The organism is Sphingomonas sp. P4_D12, assembly GCF_056401895.1.
On the sequence record NZ_JBFUIL010000006.1, the window covers coordinates 234,336 to 253,847 of the forward strand.

20 protein-coding genes are annotated in these 19,512 nt (G+C 65.7%); 7 read left to right on the plus strand and 13 right to left on the minus strand.

Translation table 11 applies throughout. The features are described 5' to 3' along the window. Nucleotides 1–73: 73 nt before the first annotated feature. On the plus strand, nucleotides 74–2,851 hold the full coding sequence (locus tag AC1DSD_RS13675; RefSeq protein ID WP_478030814.1) for a TonB-dependent receptor: 2,778 nt from the start codon (nucleotides 74–76) through the stop codon (nucleotides 2,849–2,851). A gap of 299 nt (nucleotides 2,852–3,150) precedes the next feature. On the opposite strand, the gene AC1DSD_RS13680 is transcribed toward AC1DSD_RS13675, so the two are convergent. Together AC1DSD_RS13680 and AC1DSD_RS13685 are read right to left on the minus strand one after the other, a co-directional pair. Then, on the minus strand, nucleotides 3,151–4,614 hold the full coding sequence (locus AC1DSD_RS13680) for an ABC transporter permease/substrate-binding protein (RefSeq protein WP_478031362.1): 1,464 nt from the start codon (nucleotides 4,612–4,614) through the stop codon (nucleotides 3,151–3,153). Between the two features lie 220 nt (nucleotides 4,615–4,834). After that, on the minus strand, nucleotides 4,835–5,572 hold the full coding sequence (locus tag AC1DSD_RS13685; RefSeq protein ID WP_478030816.1) for an ATP-binding cassette domain-containing protein: 738 nt from the start codon (nucleotides 5,570–5,572) through the stop codon (nucleotides 4,835–4,837). A gap of 190 nt (nucleotides 5,573–5,762) precedes the next feature. Between AC1DSD_RS13685 and AC1DSD_RS13690 the strand changes: the two genes are divergently transcribed. The 3 genes from AC1DSD_RS13690 (at nucleotide 5,763) to AC1DSD_RS13700 (ending at nucleotide 8,471) form a co-directional block, all read left to right on the plus strand. Beyond that, complete coding sequence (locus tag AC1DSD_RS13690; protein ID WP_478030818.1) at nucleotides 5,763–6,557, plus strand: SDR family oxidoreductase; 795 nt, start codon at nucleotides 5,763–5,765, stop codon at nucleotides 6,555–6,557. Nucleotides 6,558–6,662: 105 nt separating this feature from the next. Continuing rightward, complete coding sequence (locus AC1DSD_RS13695; RefSeq protein ID WP_478030820.1) at nucleotides 6,663–7,586, plus strand: bifunctional helix-turn-helix transcriptional regulator/GNAT family N-acetyltransferase; 924 nt, start codon at nucleotides 6,663–6,665, stop codon at nucleotides 7,584–7,586. A 156-nt stretch (nucleotides 7,587–7,742) separates the two neighbouring features. Then, the gene (locus tag AC1DSD_RS13700; RefSeq protein WP_478030821.1) at nucleotides 7,743–8,471 is read left to right on the plus strand and encodes a glycosyltransferase family 2 protein; all 729 of its coding nucleotides are present in this window, start codon (nucleotides 7,743–7,745) and stop codon (nucleotides 8,469–8,471) included. Between the two features lie 36 nt (nucleotides 8,472–8,507). Here AC1DSD_RS13700 and AC1DSD_RS13705 read toward each other — a convergent pair whose 3' ends face one another. Beyond that, the gene (locus AC1DSD_RS13705; RefSeq protein WP_478030823.1) at nucleotides 8,508–8,798 is read right to left on the minus strand and encodes a 4a-hydroxytetrahydrobiopterin dehydratase; all 291 of its coding nucleotides are present in this window, start codon (nucleotides 8,796–8,798) and stop codon (nucleotides 8,508–8,510) included. Between the two features lie 40 nt (nucleotides 8,799–8,838). On the opposite strand from AC1DSD_RS13705, the gene AC1DSD_RS13710 reads away from it, so the two are divergent. The 3 genes from AC1DSD_RS13710 to AC1DSD_RS13720 are packed head-to-tail and all read left to right on the plus strand — an operon-like array spanning nucleotide 8,839 to nucleotide 10,495. Further along, the gene (locus AC1DSD_RS13710) at nucleotides 8,839–9,255 is read left to right on the plus strand and encodes a metallopeptidase family protein (protein ID WP_478030824.1); all 417 of its coding nucleotides are present in this window, start codon (nucleotides 8,839–8,841) and stop codon (nucleotides 9,253–9,255) included. Then, entirely contained in the window at nucleotides 9,252–9,851 is a 600-nt protein-coding gene (ccmA, locus tag AC1DSD_RS13715) for a heme ABC exporter ATP-binding protein CcmA (protein WP_478030826.1), read from the plus strand. The genes AC1DSD_RS13710 and ccmA overlap by 4 nt, the downstream gene beginning before the upstream one ends. Further along, nucleotides 9,848–10,495 (plus strand): heme exporter protein CcmB, encoded by a 648-nt coding sequence (locus AC1DSD_RS13720; protein WP_478030828.1) that lies wholly within the window; start codon nucleotides 9,848–9,850, stop codon nucleotides 10,493–10,495. The genes ccmA and AC1DSD_RS13720 overlap by 4 nt, the downstream gene beginning before the upstream one ends. A 15-nt stretch (nucleotides 10,496–10,510) precedes the next feature. Here AC1DSD_RS13720 and AC1DSD_RS13725 read toward each other — a convergent pair whose 3' ends face one another. The 10 genes from AC1DSD_RS13725 to ctaD all read right to left on the minus strand — a co-directional run bounded on the left by AC1DSD_RS13725 (nucleotide 10,511) and on the right by ctaD (nucleotide 19,511). Further along, nucleotides 10,511–11,650, minus strand: a complete 1,140-nt coding sequence (locus AC1DSD_RS13725; RefSeq protein ID WP_478030830.1) for an alpha/beta fold hydrolase — start codon at nucleotides 11,648–11,650, stop codon at nucleotides 10,511–10,513. Nucleotides 11,651–11,785: 135 nt separating this feature from the next. Next, nucleotides 11,786–12,655 (minus strand): class I SAM-dependent methyltransferase, encoded by an 870-nt coding sequence (locus AC1DSD_RS13730; RefSeq protein ID WP_478030832.1) that lies wholly within the window; start codon nucleotides 12,653–12,655, stop codon nucleotides 11,786–11,788. Nucleotides 12,656–12,776: 121 nt separating this feature from the next. Beyond that, complete coding sequence (gene thrC, locus AC1DSD_RS13735) at nucleotides 12,777–14,174, minus strand: threonine synthase (RefSeq protein WP_478030833.1); 1,398 nt, start codon at nucleotides 14,172–14,174, stop codon at nucleotides 12,777–12,779. A gap of 2 nt (nucleotides 14,175–14,176) precedes the next feature. Next, a complete protein-coding gene (locus tag AC1DSD_RS13740; protein WP_478030835.1) occupies nucleotides 14,177–14,785 on the minus strand; it encodes an SURF1 family protein in 609 nt (202 codons plus the stop codon). Next, entirely contained in the window at nucleotides 14,782–15,180 is a 399-nt protein-coding gene (locus AC1DSD_RS13745) for a DUF983 domain-containing protein (RefSeq protein WP_478030837.1), read from the minus strand. Before AC1DSD_RS13745 ends, AC1DSD_RS13740 begins: the two co-directional genes overlap by 4 nt. Next, nucleotides 15,180–16,094 carry a cytochrome c oxidase subunit 3 gene (locus AC1DSD_RS13750; protein ID WP_478030839.1) on the minus strand — a complete coding sequence of 305 codons (915 nt, stop codon included), beginning with the start codon at nucleotides 16,092–16,094 and terminating at the stop codon, nucleotides 15,180–15,182. The genes AC1DSD_RS13745 and AC1DSD_RS13750 overlap by 1 nt, the downstream gene beginning before the upstream one ends. A 33-nt stretch (nucleotides 16,095–16,127) precedes the next feature. Further along, nucleotides 16,128–16,667, minus strand: a complete 540-nt coding sequence (locus AC1DSD_RS13755; protein ID WP_478030841.1) for a cytochrome c oxidase assembly protein — start codon at nucleotides 16,665–16,667, stop codon at nucleotides 16,128–16,130. Beyond that, the gene (locus AC1DSD_RS13760) at nucleotides 16,667–16,801 is read right to left on the minus strand and encodes a hypothetical protein (protein WP_478030843.1); all 135 of its coding nucleotides are present in this window, start codon (nucleotides 16,799–16,801) and stop codon (nucleotides 16,667–16,669) included. The genes AC1DSD_RS13755 and AC1DSD_RS13760 overlap by 1 nt, the downstream gene beginning before the upstream one ends. After that, complete coding sequence (locus AC1DSD_RS13765; RefSeq protein ID WP_478030845.1) at nucleotides 16,798–17,694, minus strand: heme o synthase; 897 nt, start codon at nucleotides 17,692–17,694, stop codon at nucleotides 16,798–16,800. The genes AC1DSD_RS13760 and AC1DSD_RS13765 overlap by 4 nt, the downstream gene beginning before the upstream one ends. Before the next feature lie 107 nt (nucleotides 17,695–17,801). After that, entirely contained in the window at nucleotides 17,802–19,511 is a 1,710-nt protein-coding gene (gene ctaD / locus AC1DSD_RS13770; RefSeq protein WP_478030847.1) for a cytochrome c oxidase subunit I, read from the minus strand. Nucleotide 19,512 lies beyond the last annotated feature (1 nt).

Below are 19,512 nucleotides of genomic sequence, written 5' to 3' on the forward strand. Positions count from 1 at the left end.
ACCGGAACGGCACAATTCTGCGACAATTCGAATGTAGTGGCCTGCATTGCTCCCGACCAGTAGCGGATAATGAATGCGTCGTTCGATCAGCCTCGTCTTATTGCTTGCCGGCAGCGCGCCCGTCGCGCTCCACGCCCAAACCGCGCCTGCCCCAGCGCCGAACCCGGCGCCTCCGCAGTCGAAGCCCGCATCTGCGCCGCAATCGGACGACGACAGCGCGGATGAGAACGACATCGTCGTCACCGGCTCGCGCAGCCTGCCCGGCGCGGTAGTCGGCGATATCCCGCCCGAACAGTCGCTCGGGCCTGCCGATGTCCGCTCGTACGGCGTCAACAGCGTCAGCGACCTGCTCAACGAACTCGCGCCGCAGATCCGCAGCGATCGTGGATCGGGCGGCGCGCCGGTGGTGCTGCTCAACGGTCGCCGCATCTCGAGCTTCGCCGAAATCCGCGATCTGCCGACCGAGGCGATCGCGCGCGTCGATATCCTGCCCGAGGAAGTCGCGCTCAAATACGGTTATCCCGCCGACCAGAAGGTGGTGAACATCGTCCTGCGTCAGCGCTTCAAGTCGATCACCACCGAACTGGGCGACCAGGTCGCGACCGAAGGCGGCCGCAACACGCCATCGGTGACCGGCGATATCGTCACGATCCGCCGCAACAACCGCTTCAGCCTGCACGCTGGCTATACCGACAGTTCGCCGCTCTACGAGAATGAACGCGACATCCTGCCGCCGGTGACCAAGCCGGCCACGCCGGGAACGATCGACCTCAATCCGGGCTTCGACCAGCGGCCCTATCGCACGCTCTTGTCGTCGAGCCGCAATTTCCAGACGAACCTGGTCTACGCCCGGCCGCTGGGCAAGGTGAATGCGACGATCAACGGCACGTTCCAATATACCGAATCGACCGGCGCGCAGGGTCTGCCGACGCTCGATTTGACCTTGCCCGCGGGCAATCCGTTTTCCACCTCCGCCGGCGATGTCGAGATCGACCGCGTCGCCACCGGCTACGATCCGCTCAAGCAGCGCAATTCGGCGCTGACCTATCATCTCGGCACCGGCTTCAACGGCCAGTTCGGGACGCAATGGCGCTGGTCGCTGACCGCCAATTACGATCGCGTCGACAGCGAGACGTTCAGCGAGACGGGGTTCGACGTCAGCGCCCTTCAAGCCCGGCTCGATGCCGGCGACCCGACGTTCAATCCGCTCGGACCGATCAATCCGCTCGATTATGCGGTGGCGCCGGCCAATCGCGGGCAATCGACCTCCAATAGCGGCGGCGTCGATGCGCTGGTCAACGGCAAGCTGCTCAAGCTGCCCGCCGGCGACATTTCGACCGCGATCCGGGTCGGCGGCTCCTTGTCGAGCCTCGACAGCCAGTCGTATCGCCTCGACTCGCAGAGCGGGCTGGTCAGCACCAGCGGATCGACCACGCGCAACGAAGCTTCGGGGCAAATCAATCTCGACGTGCCGATCGCGAGCAAATCGAAGCACGTCCTGGCGTTCATCGGCGACCTGTCGCTCAACGGCAATTACGCGGTGCACCAATTGTCGGACTTCGGCACGCTGACCACCCGCGGATACGGCGCCAATTGGCAGCCGATCCAGGGCGTGCGGTTCATCGCCTCGGTGACCGACCAGGACGATGCCCCGTCCGCCGCGCAGCTTGCCAATCCCACCGTCGTCACGCCCAACGTCCGCGTGTTCGACTATATCAAGGGCGAGACGGTCAGCGTCACCAGCACGACCGGCGGCAACCCCTTCCTCAACGCCGACAGCAAGCATACGCTGAAGATCGGCCTGACGTTGAAGCCGTGGGAAAAGACCGATTTCACGCTGACCGCCAATTACGTGAAGTCGAGCGTGCGCAACGCGATCGCCGGCTTGCCGTCGGCGACGGCGGCGGTCGAGGCCGCCTTTCCCGACCGCTTCACGCGCGACGCCGATGGCGACCTCACCGCGATCGATACGCGCACGGTGAACTTCGCGCGCACCGACCGGTCCGAATTGCGCTGGGGCTTCAATTTCTCGCATCCGCTCAAATCCAAGTTGCAGAAAGAAATCGAGGCGTTCCGCGCCGGCAAGGGCCCCAACCCGTTCCAGGGCCTGCGCTTGCCCAACAACCGCCGCTTTGGCGAGCGGCCGCAGGGCGCGGGCGGTCCACCCCCGGGTGACGGCGGCACGCCCAATGCCACCACGCCGCCGGCTGACGGCAGCAATCCCAACGCGACGGGTACCCCGCCCCAGGATGGTGCGGCCGGCGGCGGCCGTCCTGGTGGCGGACGCTTTGGCGGTGGCGGGTTCGGCGGCGGTGGTTTCGGCGGCGGCGGCGGGCGCGGCGGTCGTGGTGCGTTCGGCGGCGGCGGTGGCCGGCTGCAATTCGCTTTCTACCACACCTGGCATTTCACCGACCGCGTCGAGCTTTCGCCGACGCTCCCGGTCGTCGACCTGCTCAATGGCGGCACGATCGGGCAAGGCGGCCAGTCGCGCCACGAACTGGAGGCACAGGCGGGCTATTCCAATAACGGCCTGGGCGTCCGCTTGTCGGCCGATTGGCAAAGCGGCACGCATGTGCTGGGCGGCAGTCCGGGCAATCCCAACCCGCTCGATTTTTCGAGCCTGGGGACGATCAACCTGCGGCTGTTCGCCGACCTCACCCAACAGCTTAAGTTCCTCAAGAAGAACCCCTGGGCAGCGGGGATGCGGGTGACCCTGGCGCTCAACAACGTCTTCGATTCGCGCCAGCGCGTCCGTGACGCCAATGGCGACACGCCGATCAGCTATCAGCCAGATTATCTCGACCCGATGGGCCGGACGATTCGGCTGAGCGTGAGAAAGGTGTTCTTCTAGGCCGCGTGCAGGGAAATAGCGGCGCTATTTCCCGCCCGGCGCTCGGCCCGGCCGGCGGCGCCAAAGGCGCCGTCCGACGCGGCTTTGCCGCGTCGAGAGGCCGGCTACTGCACAATCCCCAACTAACTCCCCTCCCTGAAAGGGAGGGGTTGGGGGTGGGTGCGCGCGTCTGCGCGCCGTAAAGACTCATTGGCCGATCGCTAGAGAGCGCCGGACGAGGCATCGAGCCTCGCCCGACGCTACACCCACCCCTTGATCCCCTCCCTTTCAGGGAGGGGAGAATGTCGTCGCCGAGATCCCTACAACCCCACCTTCTTCTCCAGCCACCGCGCCGCCGCGTCTGGGCTCTCCTTCCCCGCATCGCGATCGACCATGTAATTGGCCTCGCGCATCGCCTCGACCGGCACGCGCCCGATCAGCGGCTTCAGCGCCGCGATCATCCGCGCATCCTTCGCGTGGCGCGGAGCGATGGTCAGGATCGCATCGTAATTGGGAATCGCCCCCTTGGGATCGCTCAGCACGGTCAGCCTGTCCGCCGCGATCCGCCCGTCGGACGAGAAAGCCGAGATGACGTCCGCCTGCCCGCTTTCCAGCGCGCGATACATGAAGGTCGGGTTGTAGGCATGGGCCGATCCGAACCGGATCGGATAGGCGACGCGCACCGCTTTCCATTCGGGGCGTTCGAGGAATTCGAGGTCGGCGCCGAATTGCAGGTCCGGCGCCTTGGCGACCAAATCGTCGAGACTGGCGATCCCCAGCGCCTTGGCCCGATCGCCCCGCATCGCGAAGGCATAGGCGTTTTCGAACCCCATTCGTCCGAGCAGATTGAGCCCCTGTTTCGTCTGCCAGTCGCGGATCGCCGCCACCATCGCATCGCGTGGCGGCGTGTCGGTCCGCATCATCTCGTTGGTCCAGATCGTGCCGGTATAATCGACCGCGACATCGACATCGCTCGACGTCAGTGCCGCGAACATCACGCCCGATCCCAGCCCTTCCTTGTAGCGCACGCGATAGCCCGCCGCCTCTAGCCGATGGCCGATCATCCGCGCCAATATATATTGTTCGGAAAAGCCCTTGGCGCCGATCGTCACCGTCTCCTGCCGCACCGGCAGCACCGGGAGCAAGGCGATCACGACGCCGAGCGCGAGCAGACCGAACGCGATCCATGCGCCGAGCCGTTTGCGCCGCGCGATGCCGCGCTCGATCACGCCGAGCAGCGCATCGACCGCGAGCGCCAGTCCCGCCGCCGCGGTGCACCCCGCCAGCACCAACGCCCAATTCTGCGTCTGCAGCCCGGCGAAGATCATATCGCCCAGGCTCGGCTGACCGACCGTGGTCGACAGTGTCGCCGCGCCGATCGTCCACACCGCCGCCGTGCGGATGCCGGCCATCAGCACCGGCGCGACCAATGGCGCCTCCACCAGCCGCAATTTCTGCCACGCGGTCATGCCGACACCATCGGCCGCCTCGATCACCGCCGGATCGATCCCGGCGAGCCCGGTCACGCCGTTCCTGAGGATCGGCAGCAAGGCGTAGAGCGTCAGCGCGAGGAGCGAGGGAAGGAAGCCCAATGCAGGAATTCCGCCGCCGACCAGCGTCGAGAGCGACAACAGGATCGGATAGAACAGAGCGAGCAATGCCAGGCTCGGGATCGTCTGGACCAGGCTCGCGAAGCCGAGCACGATCCGACCGACCGAAGGAACCCGCGCCGACCACACCGCGAGCGGCAGGCTGAGGATGATCCCCAGCACCAATGCGCTCATCGCCAGCAACAGATGCTGGGCGAGGAGATCGGGGACCCGTGCTAGGGCGTCGAGGAAGTCGACCACTAAAACTCCTCCCCGGCACGGGGAGGGGGACCGCCGGGCGCAGCCCGGTGGTGGAGGGGGTAGGCCTCCAGGGATGTAGCCGGTGGCGCCCCCCCTCCACCAGCCTCCGGCTGGTTCCCCTCCCCGCAAGCGGGGAGGATTTGGGGGGAACCCATCACGCGCTCGCCTCCAGCGCGCCGAGCCGTTTCATCTGTTCGCGCGGCACCGCGACCAGCGCCTGCGCCGCTGCGCCGCCTTCACCGGCCAACAGCGCCCGAGGCACCGCATCAGCGACGATCCGACCCTTGTCCATGACCAGCACGCGGTCGGCGAGCAGCAGCGCCTCGGCCATGTCGTGCGTGACCATGATCGTGGTCAGCCCGAGCCGATCATGCAGCGCGCGGATGGCGTTGCCCAATTGATCGCGCGTGACCGGGTCGAGCGCGCCGAACGGCTCGTCCATCAGCAACAATCTGGGTTCGGTCGCTAAGGCGCGCGCGACACCTACGCGCTGGCGCTGCCCGCCTGACAAGGCATCGGGCATGCGCGTCGCGAAGTCCGCCGGCAAATCGACCAGCCCGAGCAGTTCCGCAACGCGGGCGTGCGGGTCCTTCTCTCCCTCCAGCCTGAGCCCGATCGCGACATTCTCGGCGACGGTCAGATGCGGGAACAGCCCGATATTCTGGAAGACATAGCCGATCCGCCGCCGCAGTCGGAACCGGTCCTCGGTATCGATCTGTTGCCCGTCGATCGCGATGCTGCCCGCGCTCGGCTCGATCAGCCGATTGATCGTTTTGAGCAGAGTCGACTTGCCCGACCCCGAGCTGCCGACCAGCGCGACGAAGCTTCCCCCGGCGATCTCGACCGTCACGTCGTCGACCGCGACGGTGCCGCCGGGGTAGCTCTTGGTCACGCCGGAAAGGGCGACGGATGGGCCTGGCAGACTCACGCGGACGTTGTGCGGAACGATTGCCACAGGGTCAAACGCTCGAATTCGTCACCCCGGGCTTGTCCCGGGATCCACTGTGCCGCAATCCTGGGCCAAGAGGCTCCGTGGATCCCGGGACAAGCCCGGCATGACGACGGTACGAAAAGGGCGGGGAATGACGACCAAAGCAATCTTCATCACCGGCGGCGGATCGGGCATCGGCCGCGCGGTGGCACAGCGGTTCGCGCGGGAGGGCTGGCGGGTCGGCCTCGCCGACGTCAACGCCAAGGGACTGACCGAGACCGCCGCGTTGCTGCCTACGGGGATGAGCGACACCTATATCATGGACGTGCGCGATCGCGATTCGTGGAAGAACGATCTCGACGATTTCACGTCCAAGACCGGCGGCCGGCTCGACGTGCTGTTCAACAATGCCGGGATCGGCACCGGCGGGCGGATCACCGAGATGAGCTTCGAGGATCTCGACCGGGTCGTCCAGATCAACCTGGTCGGCGTGCTCAACGGCGCCAAGATCGGCCATGCCTATCTGGCCAAGACGCCGGGATCGTGCCTGCTCAACACCGCCTCAGCCTCGGCGATCTATGGCACGTCCGGCCTGTCGGTCTATTCGGCGACCAAGTTCGCCGTGCGTTCGCTGACCGAGGCGCTCGATGGCGAATGGTATGGCGACGGCATCAAGGTGCGCGACCTCATTCCCGCCTTTATCGACACGCCTTTGCTCCAGGTGCCGGTCGACGGCAGCAATCGCAATATCCGCGAGTCAGTAACCGCGGCGGGCCTAGAGCTGAGCAGCGCCGCCGACGTCGCCGACGCCGCGTGGAATGCGGTTCATGGCGACGCCGTCCACACTTATGTCGGCAAGACCGCGTTCCGGATGAAATTCGCCGCCCGCTGGATGCCAGGCCAGCTCAGGAAGATGATGCGGCGCGGGATCGGCAGCAAGGATTAGGTGGATCGACATTCAGACCTCCCCATTCTGTCCGCCGGGAGGGATTGTTGACTCAGTCATGATTCTATAGTGTTGATTCGATCAACATAATGGATTTGTTGCGACATGACGGTTCGACACGAGCGGGACGTGGCCGCGCTGCGCGGCTTCAACCGCGTCTATACCATGCAGTTGGGACTGCTCGACGCCCATCTCGACGACAGCCCGTTCACCCTGAGTGAAGCGCGGATTCTCTACGAACTGGCCAACCGGACCGATCCAACCGCGGCGGAAATCGCCCGCGTGCTCCGGCTCGACCCGGCGCAGATCAGTCGCACGATCAAGCGGTTCGCCAATCGCGGCCTGGTCACGATGCGTGACGATCCATCGCATGGCCGCCACCAATTGCTGTCGCTCACCGGGCCGGGCCGAGCCGCCTTTGCCGCGCTGGAAGGCAATACGCAGCGCGCGGTCGGCGCGCTGTTGGACGGATTGCCGCCCTTCCGGCGCGCGGCGATGCTCTCCGCGGCGAGGACGATAACCCGGATATTCGAACAGGATACCACGCCCCGGCCCGTGCTGCGCGGACTCAGGCCCGGCGACCTCGGCATGGTGACCGCGCGACAGGCGATCCTCTACGCGGAGGAATATGGCTGGAACGGCGACTATGAAGCGCTGGTCGCGCGCATCCTCGCCGACTTCCATCAGTCCTTCGATCCCGACCGCGACGCGGCCTGGATCGCGGAGATGGACGGGCGGATGGCGGGCTCGATCTTCCTGGTTCATGGCGACGAGCCGGACGTGGGCAAATTGCGCCTGCTTTATGTCGAGCGCGATGCGCGCGGCACGGGGGTCGGCAAGATGCTGGTCGCGGCGTGCATCGACCGTGCGCGGGCGGTCGGATACAAACGGCTCGACCTGTGGACCAACAGCGTCCTGTCCGCCGCGCGCGCGATCTACGAGCGAGCCGGTTTCGTGCTGGTCGACGAAACGCCGCACCATTCCTTCGGCAAGGACCTGGTCGGCCAGACGTGGTCGCTGGCGCTTTGACGACGCACCGGGCGCGGCCTATGGCGCTCGTCGCGAGATCGATTGGTGCGGGATCGGGAACGGGAATCGGCCCGGTGAACATCCCCGACTTCGGTGCGTTCGCTCTTGCTCTGGCCAGGAAGCGGATATTGCGGCACTAGCGAATTTATGCCCGGCGTGACCCAAGAGCGAAGGCCGACGATCAGCCTCATCATCCCCGCTTATAACGAGGAGGAATATCTTCCCGCCTGTCTCGATGCGGTGATGCGCAACGTCGCGGGCAAGGTGACCGAAATCATCGTCGTCGACAACAACAGCACCGACGGCACGCGGCAAGTGATCGAGCGCTATCCCGGCGTCACCTATGTGTTCGAGCCCGAAAAGGGCATCACCCGGGCGCGCCAGCGCGGCTTCCTCGAGGCGACCGGCGATATCCTGGCCTATGTCGATGCCGATACGCACCCGCCGGCGGGCTGGATCGAGCAGATCTGGGAACAGTTCGGCAAGCGCAAGAATCTGGCCTGCCTGTCCGGGCCGTACAGCTTTTACGACCTCAGCGGGCTGCGTAACAAGATTTCGAGCGGATGGTTCGTCGCGGCGCGGCCGTTGTACGGGATTACCGGCTATATGATGGTCGGCGGCAATTTCGCCATTCCGCGCGACGTGCTCGAGCGGATGGGCGGGTTCGACAGCTCGATCGAATTCTATGGCGAGGATGTCGACATCGCCAAGCGCGCCAAGCAACAGGGCAAAGTGCTGTTCTCGCCGCGGTTCGTCATGCCCACCTCGGGACGGCGGATGAAGAAACAGGGCTTCGCCAAGATCGCCGGTATCTATTTCCTCAATTATTTCTCGATCGTCTTCCGCGGCAAGCCCGCCACCAAGGGCTATGAGGACATCCGCTAAGCGGAACGGCCACGCAATGGCGGCGGAATCCCATCGCTAGTCGACTAACAGATCGATCGCCTCCGCCATCGCGATGTCGCGGTGCGACAATCCGCCGGCGTCGTGCGTGGTCAGCGTGATGTCGACCCGGTTCCACACGTTCGACCATTCCGGATGGTGGTCGTGCTTTTCGGCCAACAGCGCGACGCGTGTCATGAACGCGAACGCCTCGCTGAAATCGCCGAAGGTGATGCTGCGGCTGATCGCGTCGCGGCCCTCGTCATAATCCCATTCGTCGAGTTCATCGAGCGCTTCGCCGCGTTCCTCGTCGCTCAGTTGTTCGACCATCGCTTTCTCCCTTGCTTGCCGCCGCGATGGATAACGGCCTATGCCGCTCGTCATGAGCGGGCAAGAGGGCGCACATGTCGCGCCAAGCGCACAGGAGATCGAGGCGATCGCGCGCCGAACGCTCGCGGCGTTGCCCGACGCGTTTCGCCGCCATCTCGGCGAGATCGTGCTGATCGTCGAGGATTTCGCCGATGACGAGACGCTGAAGGCGCTCGATATCGAAAGTCCGTTCGACCTCACGGGCGTCTATCATGGCCGCCCGATCGGCGAGAAATCATCGATGGAGTCGGGCGCGGTACCCGACCGCATCCATCTCTATCGCCGCGCGATCCTCGACGAATGGATCGAGGACGGCGAGGATCTGACGACGCTCGTCCGCCACATCGTGATCCACGAAGTCGGGCATCATTTCGGCCTGAGCGACGACGATATGCACCGGCTCGAGGACGACGCGTGACCCTGATCGCGTTCGACGCCGTCACCTGCATTCGCGGCGGACGGGCACTGTTCCAGCGCCTGTCTTTCACGCTGGAGCAGGGTGGAGCGGCGCTGGTCACCGGCCCGAACGGCATCGGCAAGTCGAGCCTGATCCGTCTCGCCGCCGGGCTGCTCGCCCCTGCCGCCGGTCGCATCGCCGGTAACGCGGCGCGTGCCCTCCTGACCGACCAGCCCTCGCTCGACGAGGAATTGCCGCTGGCCCGCGCACTCACTTTTTGGGCGCTGCTCGATCGAGCAGCGGACAATGTCACGACCGCACTGGACGCTCTTGCGCTGAGCGATCTCGCCGACATCCCCGTCCGCTTGCTCTCGACTGGCCAGCGCCGCCGGGCCGCGATTGCGCGCGTCATCGCTAGCGGCGCACCGCTCTGGCTGCTCGATGAGCCGGCCAATGGGTTGGATAAGGCCGCGCTCGGTCTGCTCGAAACGGCGCTCGCCAAGCATCGCGCGTCGGGCGGCGCGGTTCTGGTGGCGAGCCACACACCGATCGCGCTGCCTGACGCCCTCGCAATCGATCTTTCCCAGCACCTGCCTCAGTTGGGGCCGGCGGCATGAGTTCGGCTCTCGTCCTCCTCATCGCCCGCGACCTGCGCCGCGCCTGGATCGGCGGCGGCGCGTTGCTGCCGGTGGCGTTCTTCCTGCTCGTCGCGATCCTGTTTCCGTTCGCGATCGGCCCCGACGCCAAGCTGCTCGTGCGTGTCGGCGGCGGCGTGTTGTGGGCGGCAGCGCTTCTCGCCGCGCTGATCCCGATCGAACGCCTCGTCGCGCCGGATCTGGCCAGCGGGGTGATCGACCAACTGCTGACACGCGGCCAGTCCGCCGCGACGCTCGCCTTCGCCAAGCTGATCGCGCACTGGCTCGCCTTCGCCCCTCCGATCCTGCTCGCGGCACTCCCCGCGGCGGCGTTGCTCAACCTCTCGACCAAGACGCTGGTCCGGGTCGAAATCAGCCTGCTGATCGGCACCCCCGGCCTCGCCGCGCTCGCGCTGGCAACCGGAGCGCTGGTCGCGGGACTGCGCGGCGCCGGCGCGATCGCCGGGCTGCTGCTGCTGCCGCTGGCGGTACCGTTGCTGATCTTCGGCGCCGGCAGTCTCGACGGCGGTGTCGGTGCGCTCAAGCTGCTGGCGGCAGTCAGCCTGGTGCTGGTCGCGGGAGCGCCGTTCGTCGCCGGTGCGGCGATCCGCGCCGGGCTGGATTAAGGGCTCCGCAGGCGCTTAGAACGACCCGCAATTGCTCGGCGCCCGCCCTCCCGCGAAGCGCGCATCGATCCAGCCGAGCGTCATTTCCGCCTCGGTACGGGCGACAGTGCCGTGTTCGCCGCCCGGCACCGAGATGAAGCGCACCGTCTTGCCTGAGGCGCAGGCGGCGCGCGCGAAATCGCGCACCACGGCCGGGGCGACAATGGTGTCGCCGGTCCCGGTGGCGATCAGCGCCGGCACCTTGATGGCAGCAGCCGACGGACTGTTCTCGCGCATCAACCGTCCCCAGGGCTGTTTCGTGCCGAGGTCGAGATTGCGGATCGCGCGCTGGGCGATGACGATGCCGATGATCGTGCCGAGCTTGGGCTTGGCGTCGAAGTTCACGCAATTGTTGTCGGCCAGCCGGGTCATCACGTTCTGGACCGAGCGCGGTCCCAGGATCGACATCGACGCGCCGTAATAACGCGACCAGCTCGTCGCGGTATAGGCAGTGAGCAGGGCGCGGACGCGGGCGTCGCTGCCTTCCTTGAAATTGCGGTGCAGGTCGGTCGGCGGCACGATCGCCGCGACCCCGACGAGTTGCAGATCGGGGGCGTAGCTCGACCACAGCTGGCCGGTCCACAACGCGGCATGCCCGCCTTGCGATTCGCCCCAGACGGCGAAGCGCGATCCGGCTTCGGCTTCGGGAATGCCCCGCGCCGCACGGACCGCGTCGAGCGTCGACTTACCTTCGCTGGTGCCGACCAGCACGGGATGGACCATGTCGGAACCGAGCCCGGGATAATCGGGCGCGACGACGGTATAGCCGCGGCGGACGACCTCATCGAGCGCCGGGATCAGCGTGAAGTTGGTATTGCCCAGCGAAGGCGCGCAGCGCTTCGCGATGCCGATCAGGCCATGCGTCCAGGCGATCACCCGTCGCGGACCGGCACTGGAGCGGTCCCGAGGGGCGATGACCATGCCCGTCACCCGGATCGGCTGGTTGCGATCCCCGCTGGTCCAATATTCGATCCGCCAGGCCCGGACATTGGCGGGAGCGTCCCCGACCGGCTGCGCGGCGATGAGCGTGCCGGCGCGCTGGGCGACAGCGGTGCGAGGAAGGACAGCCAATGTCGCTGCCAACAGGATGGTCAAGGTGCTCAGAAACCGATGCATTGGACCGCTCCCCGCAATGTCGGCGGAGAATAGCATGTTCGTCGGGCAGTGGAAAACCGGCCCCTTTCAGCTGTCGAGGCACGGGCGCGACGGATCGCGAAAGCGGGCCGACAGGCATCTACCAGCTACGGCCGTTCACCGGCTCCAGCGCGCCCAGATCGCGGTCGGCAGCAACAGTCCGCGCGCCTCCTCGCGAACCGCGAGTTCGCCCGCCTCGACCTTGCCGGGCAGATCGGCGAAAGCCTGGCTGACGAGTTCACCGATCGCCAGTGCCGACATCCGCACGGCATAGACGGTCAGGAACAGGAAGCGCGAGCGCTCGTCGAGCAATTGACGGCAGTCCTGGATCAGCCCCGGCAGCCCTTCCTCGAGCCGCCACACCTCGCCCTCGGGGCCGCGGCCGAACTTGGGCGGGTCGAGCAGGATTCCGTCGTAACGCCGGCCGCGTCGCACCTCGCGCGCGGCGAATTTGGTCGCGTCGTCGACCATCCAACGTACCGGCCGGTCATCGAGGCCAGCCAGCCGCGCGTTCGCGCGTGCGCCTTCGACCGATTTCTTCGAGGCATCGACATGGACCATCTTCACGCCCTTGGACGCCAATGCCAGGGTGCCGACACCGGTATAGCCGAACAGGTTGAGCGCCTCCGCCTCGTCCAGGCCCGCAAGCCGCTCGCGCATCCAAGTCCATACCGGCGCCATGTCGGGGAAGAACCCGAGGTGACGGAACGGCGTGGTCTGCGCGGTGAAGCCGACATCGTCCCATTTCATCGGCCAGCCGTCGCGCGGCACCTGGCCGCTATATTGCCAGCGCCCGCCGCCTTCCTCGTCCGATCCGGGGATGAACTCGGCGTCGGCCTTCCAGTCGGGGCTTGCTGGTGCCCACATTGCCTGCGGTTCGGGGCGAATGAAGCGGAAGCGGCCATAGCGTTCGAGCTTGCGGCCATGGCCTGAGTCGACCAGCCCGTAGTCCGCCCAGGGCTCACCGATCATGGTGTCGAGGTTCATACGATGGCCTTCGACAGACCCTCACCCTTCCCCCCCGGCKGCGCCGGGCGGGCCCATTCCCTCTCCCGCATGCGGGAGAGGGAGGGAGGCGCGAAGCGCCGGAAGGGTGAGGGTCTGTGCATCAGGCCGCCGTCTTAGCGATGTACTCCGTCACCGCCTCGAACGTCGCTGGCAGCGTCTCGTACCGTTCCTCGCGCTCGAACAAATCGCCCACCCGCGCCGGCAGGACCGGGCGTACGCCGGTGGCACGCTCGACCGCATCGCCGAACTTGGCCGGGTGCGCGGTCGCCAAGGTCACGATCGGAGCGTCCACGTCGACCTGCCGCGCCGCGCCGAGACCGATCGCGGTATGCGGGTCGATCACTTGCCCGGCGCGCTCGCACGCCCAGCGCATCGCCAACGCCATGTCGTCGAGGTCGATCCGCGCACTCGACAACAGATCCGCCGCGCCTTCGCGCTGTTGGTTGGTCAGCCGCATCGCCTTCGACGCCTCGAACCCCGCCATCTGCGCCGCCATCGTCGCGCCATCGCGTCCGCCGACGTCGAACAGCAGCCGCTCGAAATTCGAGCTCACCTGGATATCCATCGACGGGGTCGGCGTCGCCACCACCCCGGCGGCCGAATAGTCGCCGCTCGACAGCGCGCGGTGGAGAATGTCGTTGACGTTGGTCGCGACGATCAGCTTCGCCACCGGCAGTCCCATCTTCGCCGCGACATAGCCGGCGAACACATCGCCGAAATTGCCCGTCGGCACCGAAAAGGCGATCGCCCGCTCGGGCGCGCCGAGCCGGACGGCGGCGTAGAAATAATAGACCACCTGCGCCATCAGCCGCGCCCAGTTGATCGAATTGACCGCCGACAGGGTCAGATGCCCGAGCGGGCCGGTCCCGGCGGCATTGGCGTTGAACATCGCCTTCACCATCGCCTGGGCGTCGTCGAAACTGCCCTCGATCGCGATATTGTGGACGTTGGGCGCGAACACCGTGGTCATCTGGCGGCGCTGGACGTCGGACACCCGCCCTTTCGGGTGGAGCATGAAGATTTCGACCCCGGTCCGCCCGGCGACCGCATCGATCGCCGCCGATCCGGTATCGCCGCTGGTCGCGCCGACGATCGTCAGCTTCTGGTCGGTGCCCGCCAGGAAGCGCTCGAACAGCAGCCCGAGCAATTGCAGCGCGACGTCCTTGAACGCCAAGGTCGGGCCGTGAAACAATTCGAGCAGCCACTGCCGGTGATCGAGCTGGACGAGCGGCGTCACCGCGTCGTGCGAGAAACGGCCGTAAGCCTGGGTGCACAGATCGCGCAGCTCGTTCTCGCTCAGCGCGTCGCCGACGAACGGCGCCATCACCCGGACCGCGGTCTCGACATAGGATAGACCAGCCAGCCCGGCGATCTCGTCGCGGCTCAGCGTCGGCCACGCCTCGGGAAGGTACAATCCGCCATCATTCGCCAATCCGGCCAGCGTGACCTCACGAAAACCGAGCGCAGGCGCTGCCCCGCGCGTACTCACATATTGCATGCTTACCCCTTACGAGCGCGGCGGCGCAGCGCCAGCAGATAAATGATCACCGCGATCCCGGCGAACAGGAACCATTGCACCGCATAGGCGAGATGGTTGTTGGGGATCGACTCGATGCTGGGCATCTCGTTCGCCGCCAGTCCCGGCGCCGGCGTATTGGCCACCAACAGCAATTCCTTGGGCGCGGCCCTGCCGAACAATGTCGCGATCAGCGGGGTGCTCGACGGCGCGTGGCTGATCATTCCGTCGACCTTGCCGCCGGTCCATTTGGGCTTGAACTCGGGATTGTGCGTCGTGCCGAGCTGGACCGAAAAGCCCGGCCCTTCGGCCCCCGTGGCGCATCGCGCGATGACACGGAACCCGGCCTTGCCCGCGCCGTCGAGCGCGAAGCTGACCGGTTTCAGGCAGAAGGTGCCGGCGCGGCGGAACAGCAAATCGTCGCCGATCGCCGGGATCGGGAAGGCGATCGGCGGCTTCGACGGGTTGGCGGCGAGCACGGCCAATTCGGCGAGCTTCTGCCCGCGCCGCTGCAATTGCCAGAACCCCAGCGCAATCATCGCGGTCACGGCCAAGGCCACCAGCACGGTCGCCACAATCGGGAAGCGCTTCATCGCGGGCCCTCGCTGCGGAATTCGCGCGCCTTGTTGCGATATTCGAGCGCGAGCAATCCTGCCTTCGACACTCGTAACGCCAGCAGCACGGCGGCCGCGCTCAGCGGAATCCAGAGCAGCACATGAACCCAGAAGGGTGGCGATAGCGACAGTTCGAGCGTGATTGCCGCAGCGACGATCGCCCCGCCCAGGATCAGGATCAGGAACGCCGCCGGACCGTCGCCGACATTGAATGCCGAAATGTCGAGCCCGCAGGCGGAACAGCGATCGGCAAAGCGCACCCAACCGGAGAACAAGGTCGGCGCCCCGCAGCGCGGGCAGAGACCGCGCAGCGCAACCTGGACCGGCGCGACCACGGCGGGCGCAGAGCCCCCGTCGGGTCGCGCCTCAGTCATCAGCCGGCGTGGACGGGCGCGCCCCAGCCACCCCAGACGTAGATCGTGATGAACAGGAACAGCCACACCACGTCGACGAAATGCCAATACCAGGCCGCTGCCTCGAAGCCGAAATGCTGCTTCGGGGTGAAGTCGCCCTTGTACGCGCGGATCAGGTTGATGGTCAGGAAGATCGTCCCGATCAGCACGTGGAAGCCGTGGAAGCCCGTCGCCATGAAGAACGACGCGCCATAGTTGAGACCCTTGAACGGGAACGGCGCTTCCGAATATTCATACGCCTGGATCGAGCTGAACAGCACGCCGAGCACGATCGTCAGCCACAGGCCCTTCTTGACGCCGTCATTCTCGCCGACGCCCAGCAGACCCCATAGGCCCTTCATCGCGCCGCCGCGCTGATTGTGGATCAGCGCATGGTGCGCCCAGGTCACCGTCGTGCCCGACAGCAGCAGAATGATCGTGTTGAGCAACGGGAATTGGAAGGCGTTGATGACCTCGATGCCCTTGGGCGGCCAGACCGAGGCGGCGGCGATATTCTCGGTCGCCAGGCTCGCCGTCTTGCTCGCGGCGTCCCACACGACCGGCGCGGGGAACAGCGAAAAATCGAAGAACGCCCAGAACCAGCCGACGAAGAACATCACTTCGGAGGCGATGAACAGCACCATGCCGTAGCGCAGGTGGAGCTGCACGACCGGGGTGTGATCGCCCTGATGCGCTTCCTTGATGACGTTGGACCACCAGGAGAACATCGTGAACAGCACGCAAATCAGGCCGAAGCCGAACAACAGCGAACCGTAATGCGCGCCCTTCATCCACATGATACCGCCCGACGCCAGCGCCAGCGCGGACATCGCGCCGATCAGCGGCCAGGGATCGGGTTGCAGGATATGGTAATCGTGGTTCTTGGCGCCGGCCATGTCGGTCCCCGTTAGACTGGTTTGATTAAGCCTCTAGCTTGGCGTTTTCGCGGAATCTACCGGGTAAAACGTATAGCTGAGCGTGATGGTCTGGATATCGCGCGCGTCCGGGTCTTTGAGGATCGCCGGATCGACGAAGAAGATCACCGGCATGCGCTGGGTCTCGCCGGGCTTGAGCGTCTGCTGGGTGAAGCAGAAGCACTGGATTTTCTTGAAATATATCCCCGCCTGCGCCGGGGTGACGTTGAACGTCGCGGTACCGGTCAGCGTCTGGCTGGACGTGTTGGTCGCATCGAAGAACGCCATGTCGCGCGCGCCGATATCGATCGTTTCCGACTCGTTCTCGGGCTTGAAATTCCATTTGAAGCCGGGTGCGACGTTGGTGTCGAACGCGACCGTGACCTTGCCGTCCACCGCGCCCGGCGCCCGCAGCGCCCGTCCGGTGGTGCCGTTGAGCCCCGTCGCCTGGCAGAACATGCGATAGAGCGGCACGCTGGCCCAGGCGAGGCCGGTCGAGCAGCATACGCCGATCACGGCCAGAAGTGCTGTACGTGTGGTCCGCTGCATCGCCATCACTCGTGCGACCAACCCAGTCCGATCTTGGCGATGGCGAGCGCAAAGATCAGGATCACCAGCATGCCCAGCACCAGCGCCAGTGCGCGCGCATTGCGGCGTTGCGCCGCGAGTCTCTGTTGGTCGGGAGTCATGCCAGCCACCGATCGGCGACAACCGCGCCAAACAGGATGAAGAGATAGGCGATCGAATAAGCGAACAGGCGCTTTTCCGGGCGCATGCGATCCTCGGCACCGGTCGTACGGAATGTGATCTGCGCCGCGAGCAGCGCGAACCAGGCTGTTGCCGCTACCGCGACCCAGCCATAGATCGCGCCGGTCAGCCCGAGCGGCCAGGGCGCCACCGCGGCAACCGCCATCGGGATGGTATAGAGTCCGATCTGCGTCCGCGTGGCGCGCTCGCCCGCGACCACCGGCAGCATCGGAATGCCGGCATTGGCGTAATCGGTCTTCACGAACAGTGCGAGCGCCCAGAAATGCGGCGGCGTCCACAGGAACACCAATGCGAACAGCAGCACCGGCAGCGGCGCTAGACTACCGGTCGCCGCCGCCCAGCCGATCAATGGGGGAAAGGCACCGGCGGCACCGCCGATGACGATATTCTGCGGCGTCCTGGGCTTGAGCCAGATCGTGTAGATGAAGACGTAGAACAGGATCGACGCCGTCAGGATGCCCGCCGCGAGCAAATTGGTCGCGAGCCCCATCAGCAACACCGAGAACACACCCAGCCCGACACCGAATTGCAACGCCGAGTCGCGGCGCATCCGCCCGGCCGGCAGCGGCCGCCCGCGCGTGCGCTTCATCTTGGCGTCGATATCGGCTTCATACCATTGGTTGAGCGCCCCCGCCGCGCCCGCGCCGAGCGCGATGCACAGGATCGCGGTGAAGCCGATCACCGGGTGGATCGCAACCGGTGCCGCGAGCATGCCGCACAGCCCGGTGAAGACGACGAGCGTCATCACCCGGGGCTTGGTCAGCGCCAGGAAATCGCGCCAGTCGGCAGGAAGGGCGATGGTCTCGGTGGTCATGGGTTGAGGGGGCCTATAAGCGGCTCGCGGCGGCATGCAAAGCGGTTGCGCCGAAACGAAAACGCCCCGGAAACTTCCGGGGCGCTCCGTTGCCGGATCAGTACCGATCAATGATGATGGGAATCACCCCCGTCTATGACGGGCAGCGTTTCGAACTGGTGGAACGGCGGCGGACTCGACAAGGTCCACTCGAGCGTCGTCGCACCTTCGCCCCAGGGATTGTCGGGCGCCTTCTTGCCCGCGATCAGCGACCAGATCAGGTTAATGAAGAAGATGGCCATGCCCGCGGCCATGATCATATAGCCGATCGTCGCGAATTTGTTGAAATATTCGAACGCGTTGGGATAGTCCGGATAGCGCCGCGGCATGCCCTGCAGGCCGAGGAAGTGCATCGGGAAGAACAGCACGTTCACGCCGATGAAGAACACCCAGAAATGCACATGGCCGAGCAGCTCGTTGTACATCCGGCCGGACATTTTCGGGAACCAGTAATAGAAGCCCGCGAACAGCGAGAACACCGCGCCGAGGCTGAGCACGTAGTGGAAGTGCGCCACCACGTAGTACGTGTCCTGCATGTAGTCGTCGACGCCGCCATTGGCGAGCACGACGCCGGTCACGCCGCCGACGGTGAACATGAAGATGAAGCCCATCGCCCAGACCATCGGGGTCTTGAAGCTGAGCGAGCCGCCCCACATCGTCGCGATCCACGAGAAGATCTTGATGCCGGTCGGCACCGCGATCACCATCGTCGCGGCGGTGAAGTACATCTTGGTGTTCACGCTGAGGCCGGTGGTGAACATGTGGTGCGCCCACACGATGAATCCGACCACGCCGATCGCGACCATCGCGTACGCCATGCCCAGGTACCCGAACACAGGTTTCTTCGAGAAGGTGGCGATGATCTGGCTGATCATGCCGAAGCCCGGCAGGATCATGATGTACACCTCGGGGTGACCGAAGAACCAGAACAGATGCTGGTAGAGGATCGGGTCACCGCCGCCTTCGGCCTGGAAGAAGGTCGTGCCGAAATTGCGGTCGGTCAGCAGCATGGTGATCGCCGCGGCGAGCACCGGCAGCGCCAGCAGCAGCAGGAACGCGGTGACCAGCACCGACCACACGAACAGCGGCATCTTGTGCAGGGTCATACCCGGCGCGCGCATGTTGAAGATGGTAGTGATGAAGTTGATCGCGCCCAGGATCGAGCTCGCGCCCGCCAAGTGCAACGACAGGATCGCCATGTCGACCGATGGCCCCGCCTCCTGCGTCGATAGCGGCGCATAGACCGTCCAGCCGGTACCCGCACCGCCATCCGCACCACCGAAGAATGGCGAGGCGAGCAGCAGCGTGAAGCTGGGGATCAGCAGCCAGAACGAGATGTTGTTCATGCGCGGGAATGCCATGTCCGGCGCGCCGATCATCAGCGGCACGAACCAGTTGCCGAACCCGCCGATCATCGCCGGCATGACCATGAAGAACACCATGATAAGGCCGTGCGCCGTCACCAGCACGTTCCACAAATGGCGCGCCTGGTCCATGTTGACGTCGCCGCCGCCACGAATGTGATTGAGCGTATTGGCCCAATAACCGAGATATTGGATGCCCGGATGCATCAATTCGGCGCGCATCAGGCCCGAAATCGCGCCACCGATGATCCCCGCGGTGATCGCGAAGATCAGGTACAGCGTCCCGATATCCTTGTGGTTGGTCGACATGAACCAGCGGGCGAAGAAGCCCGGTTTGTGATCCGCGTCATGATGATGCTCGTGGCCGCCGTGATGCGCCTCGAAGGCGTTGGGCGTGAGGGCGATATCGCTCATT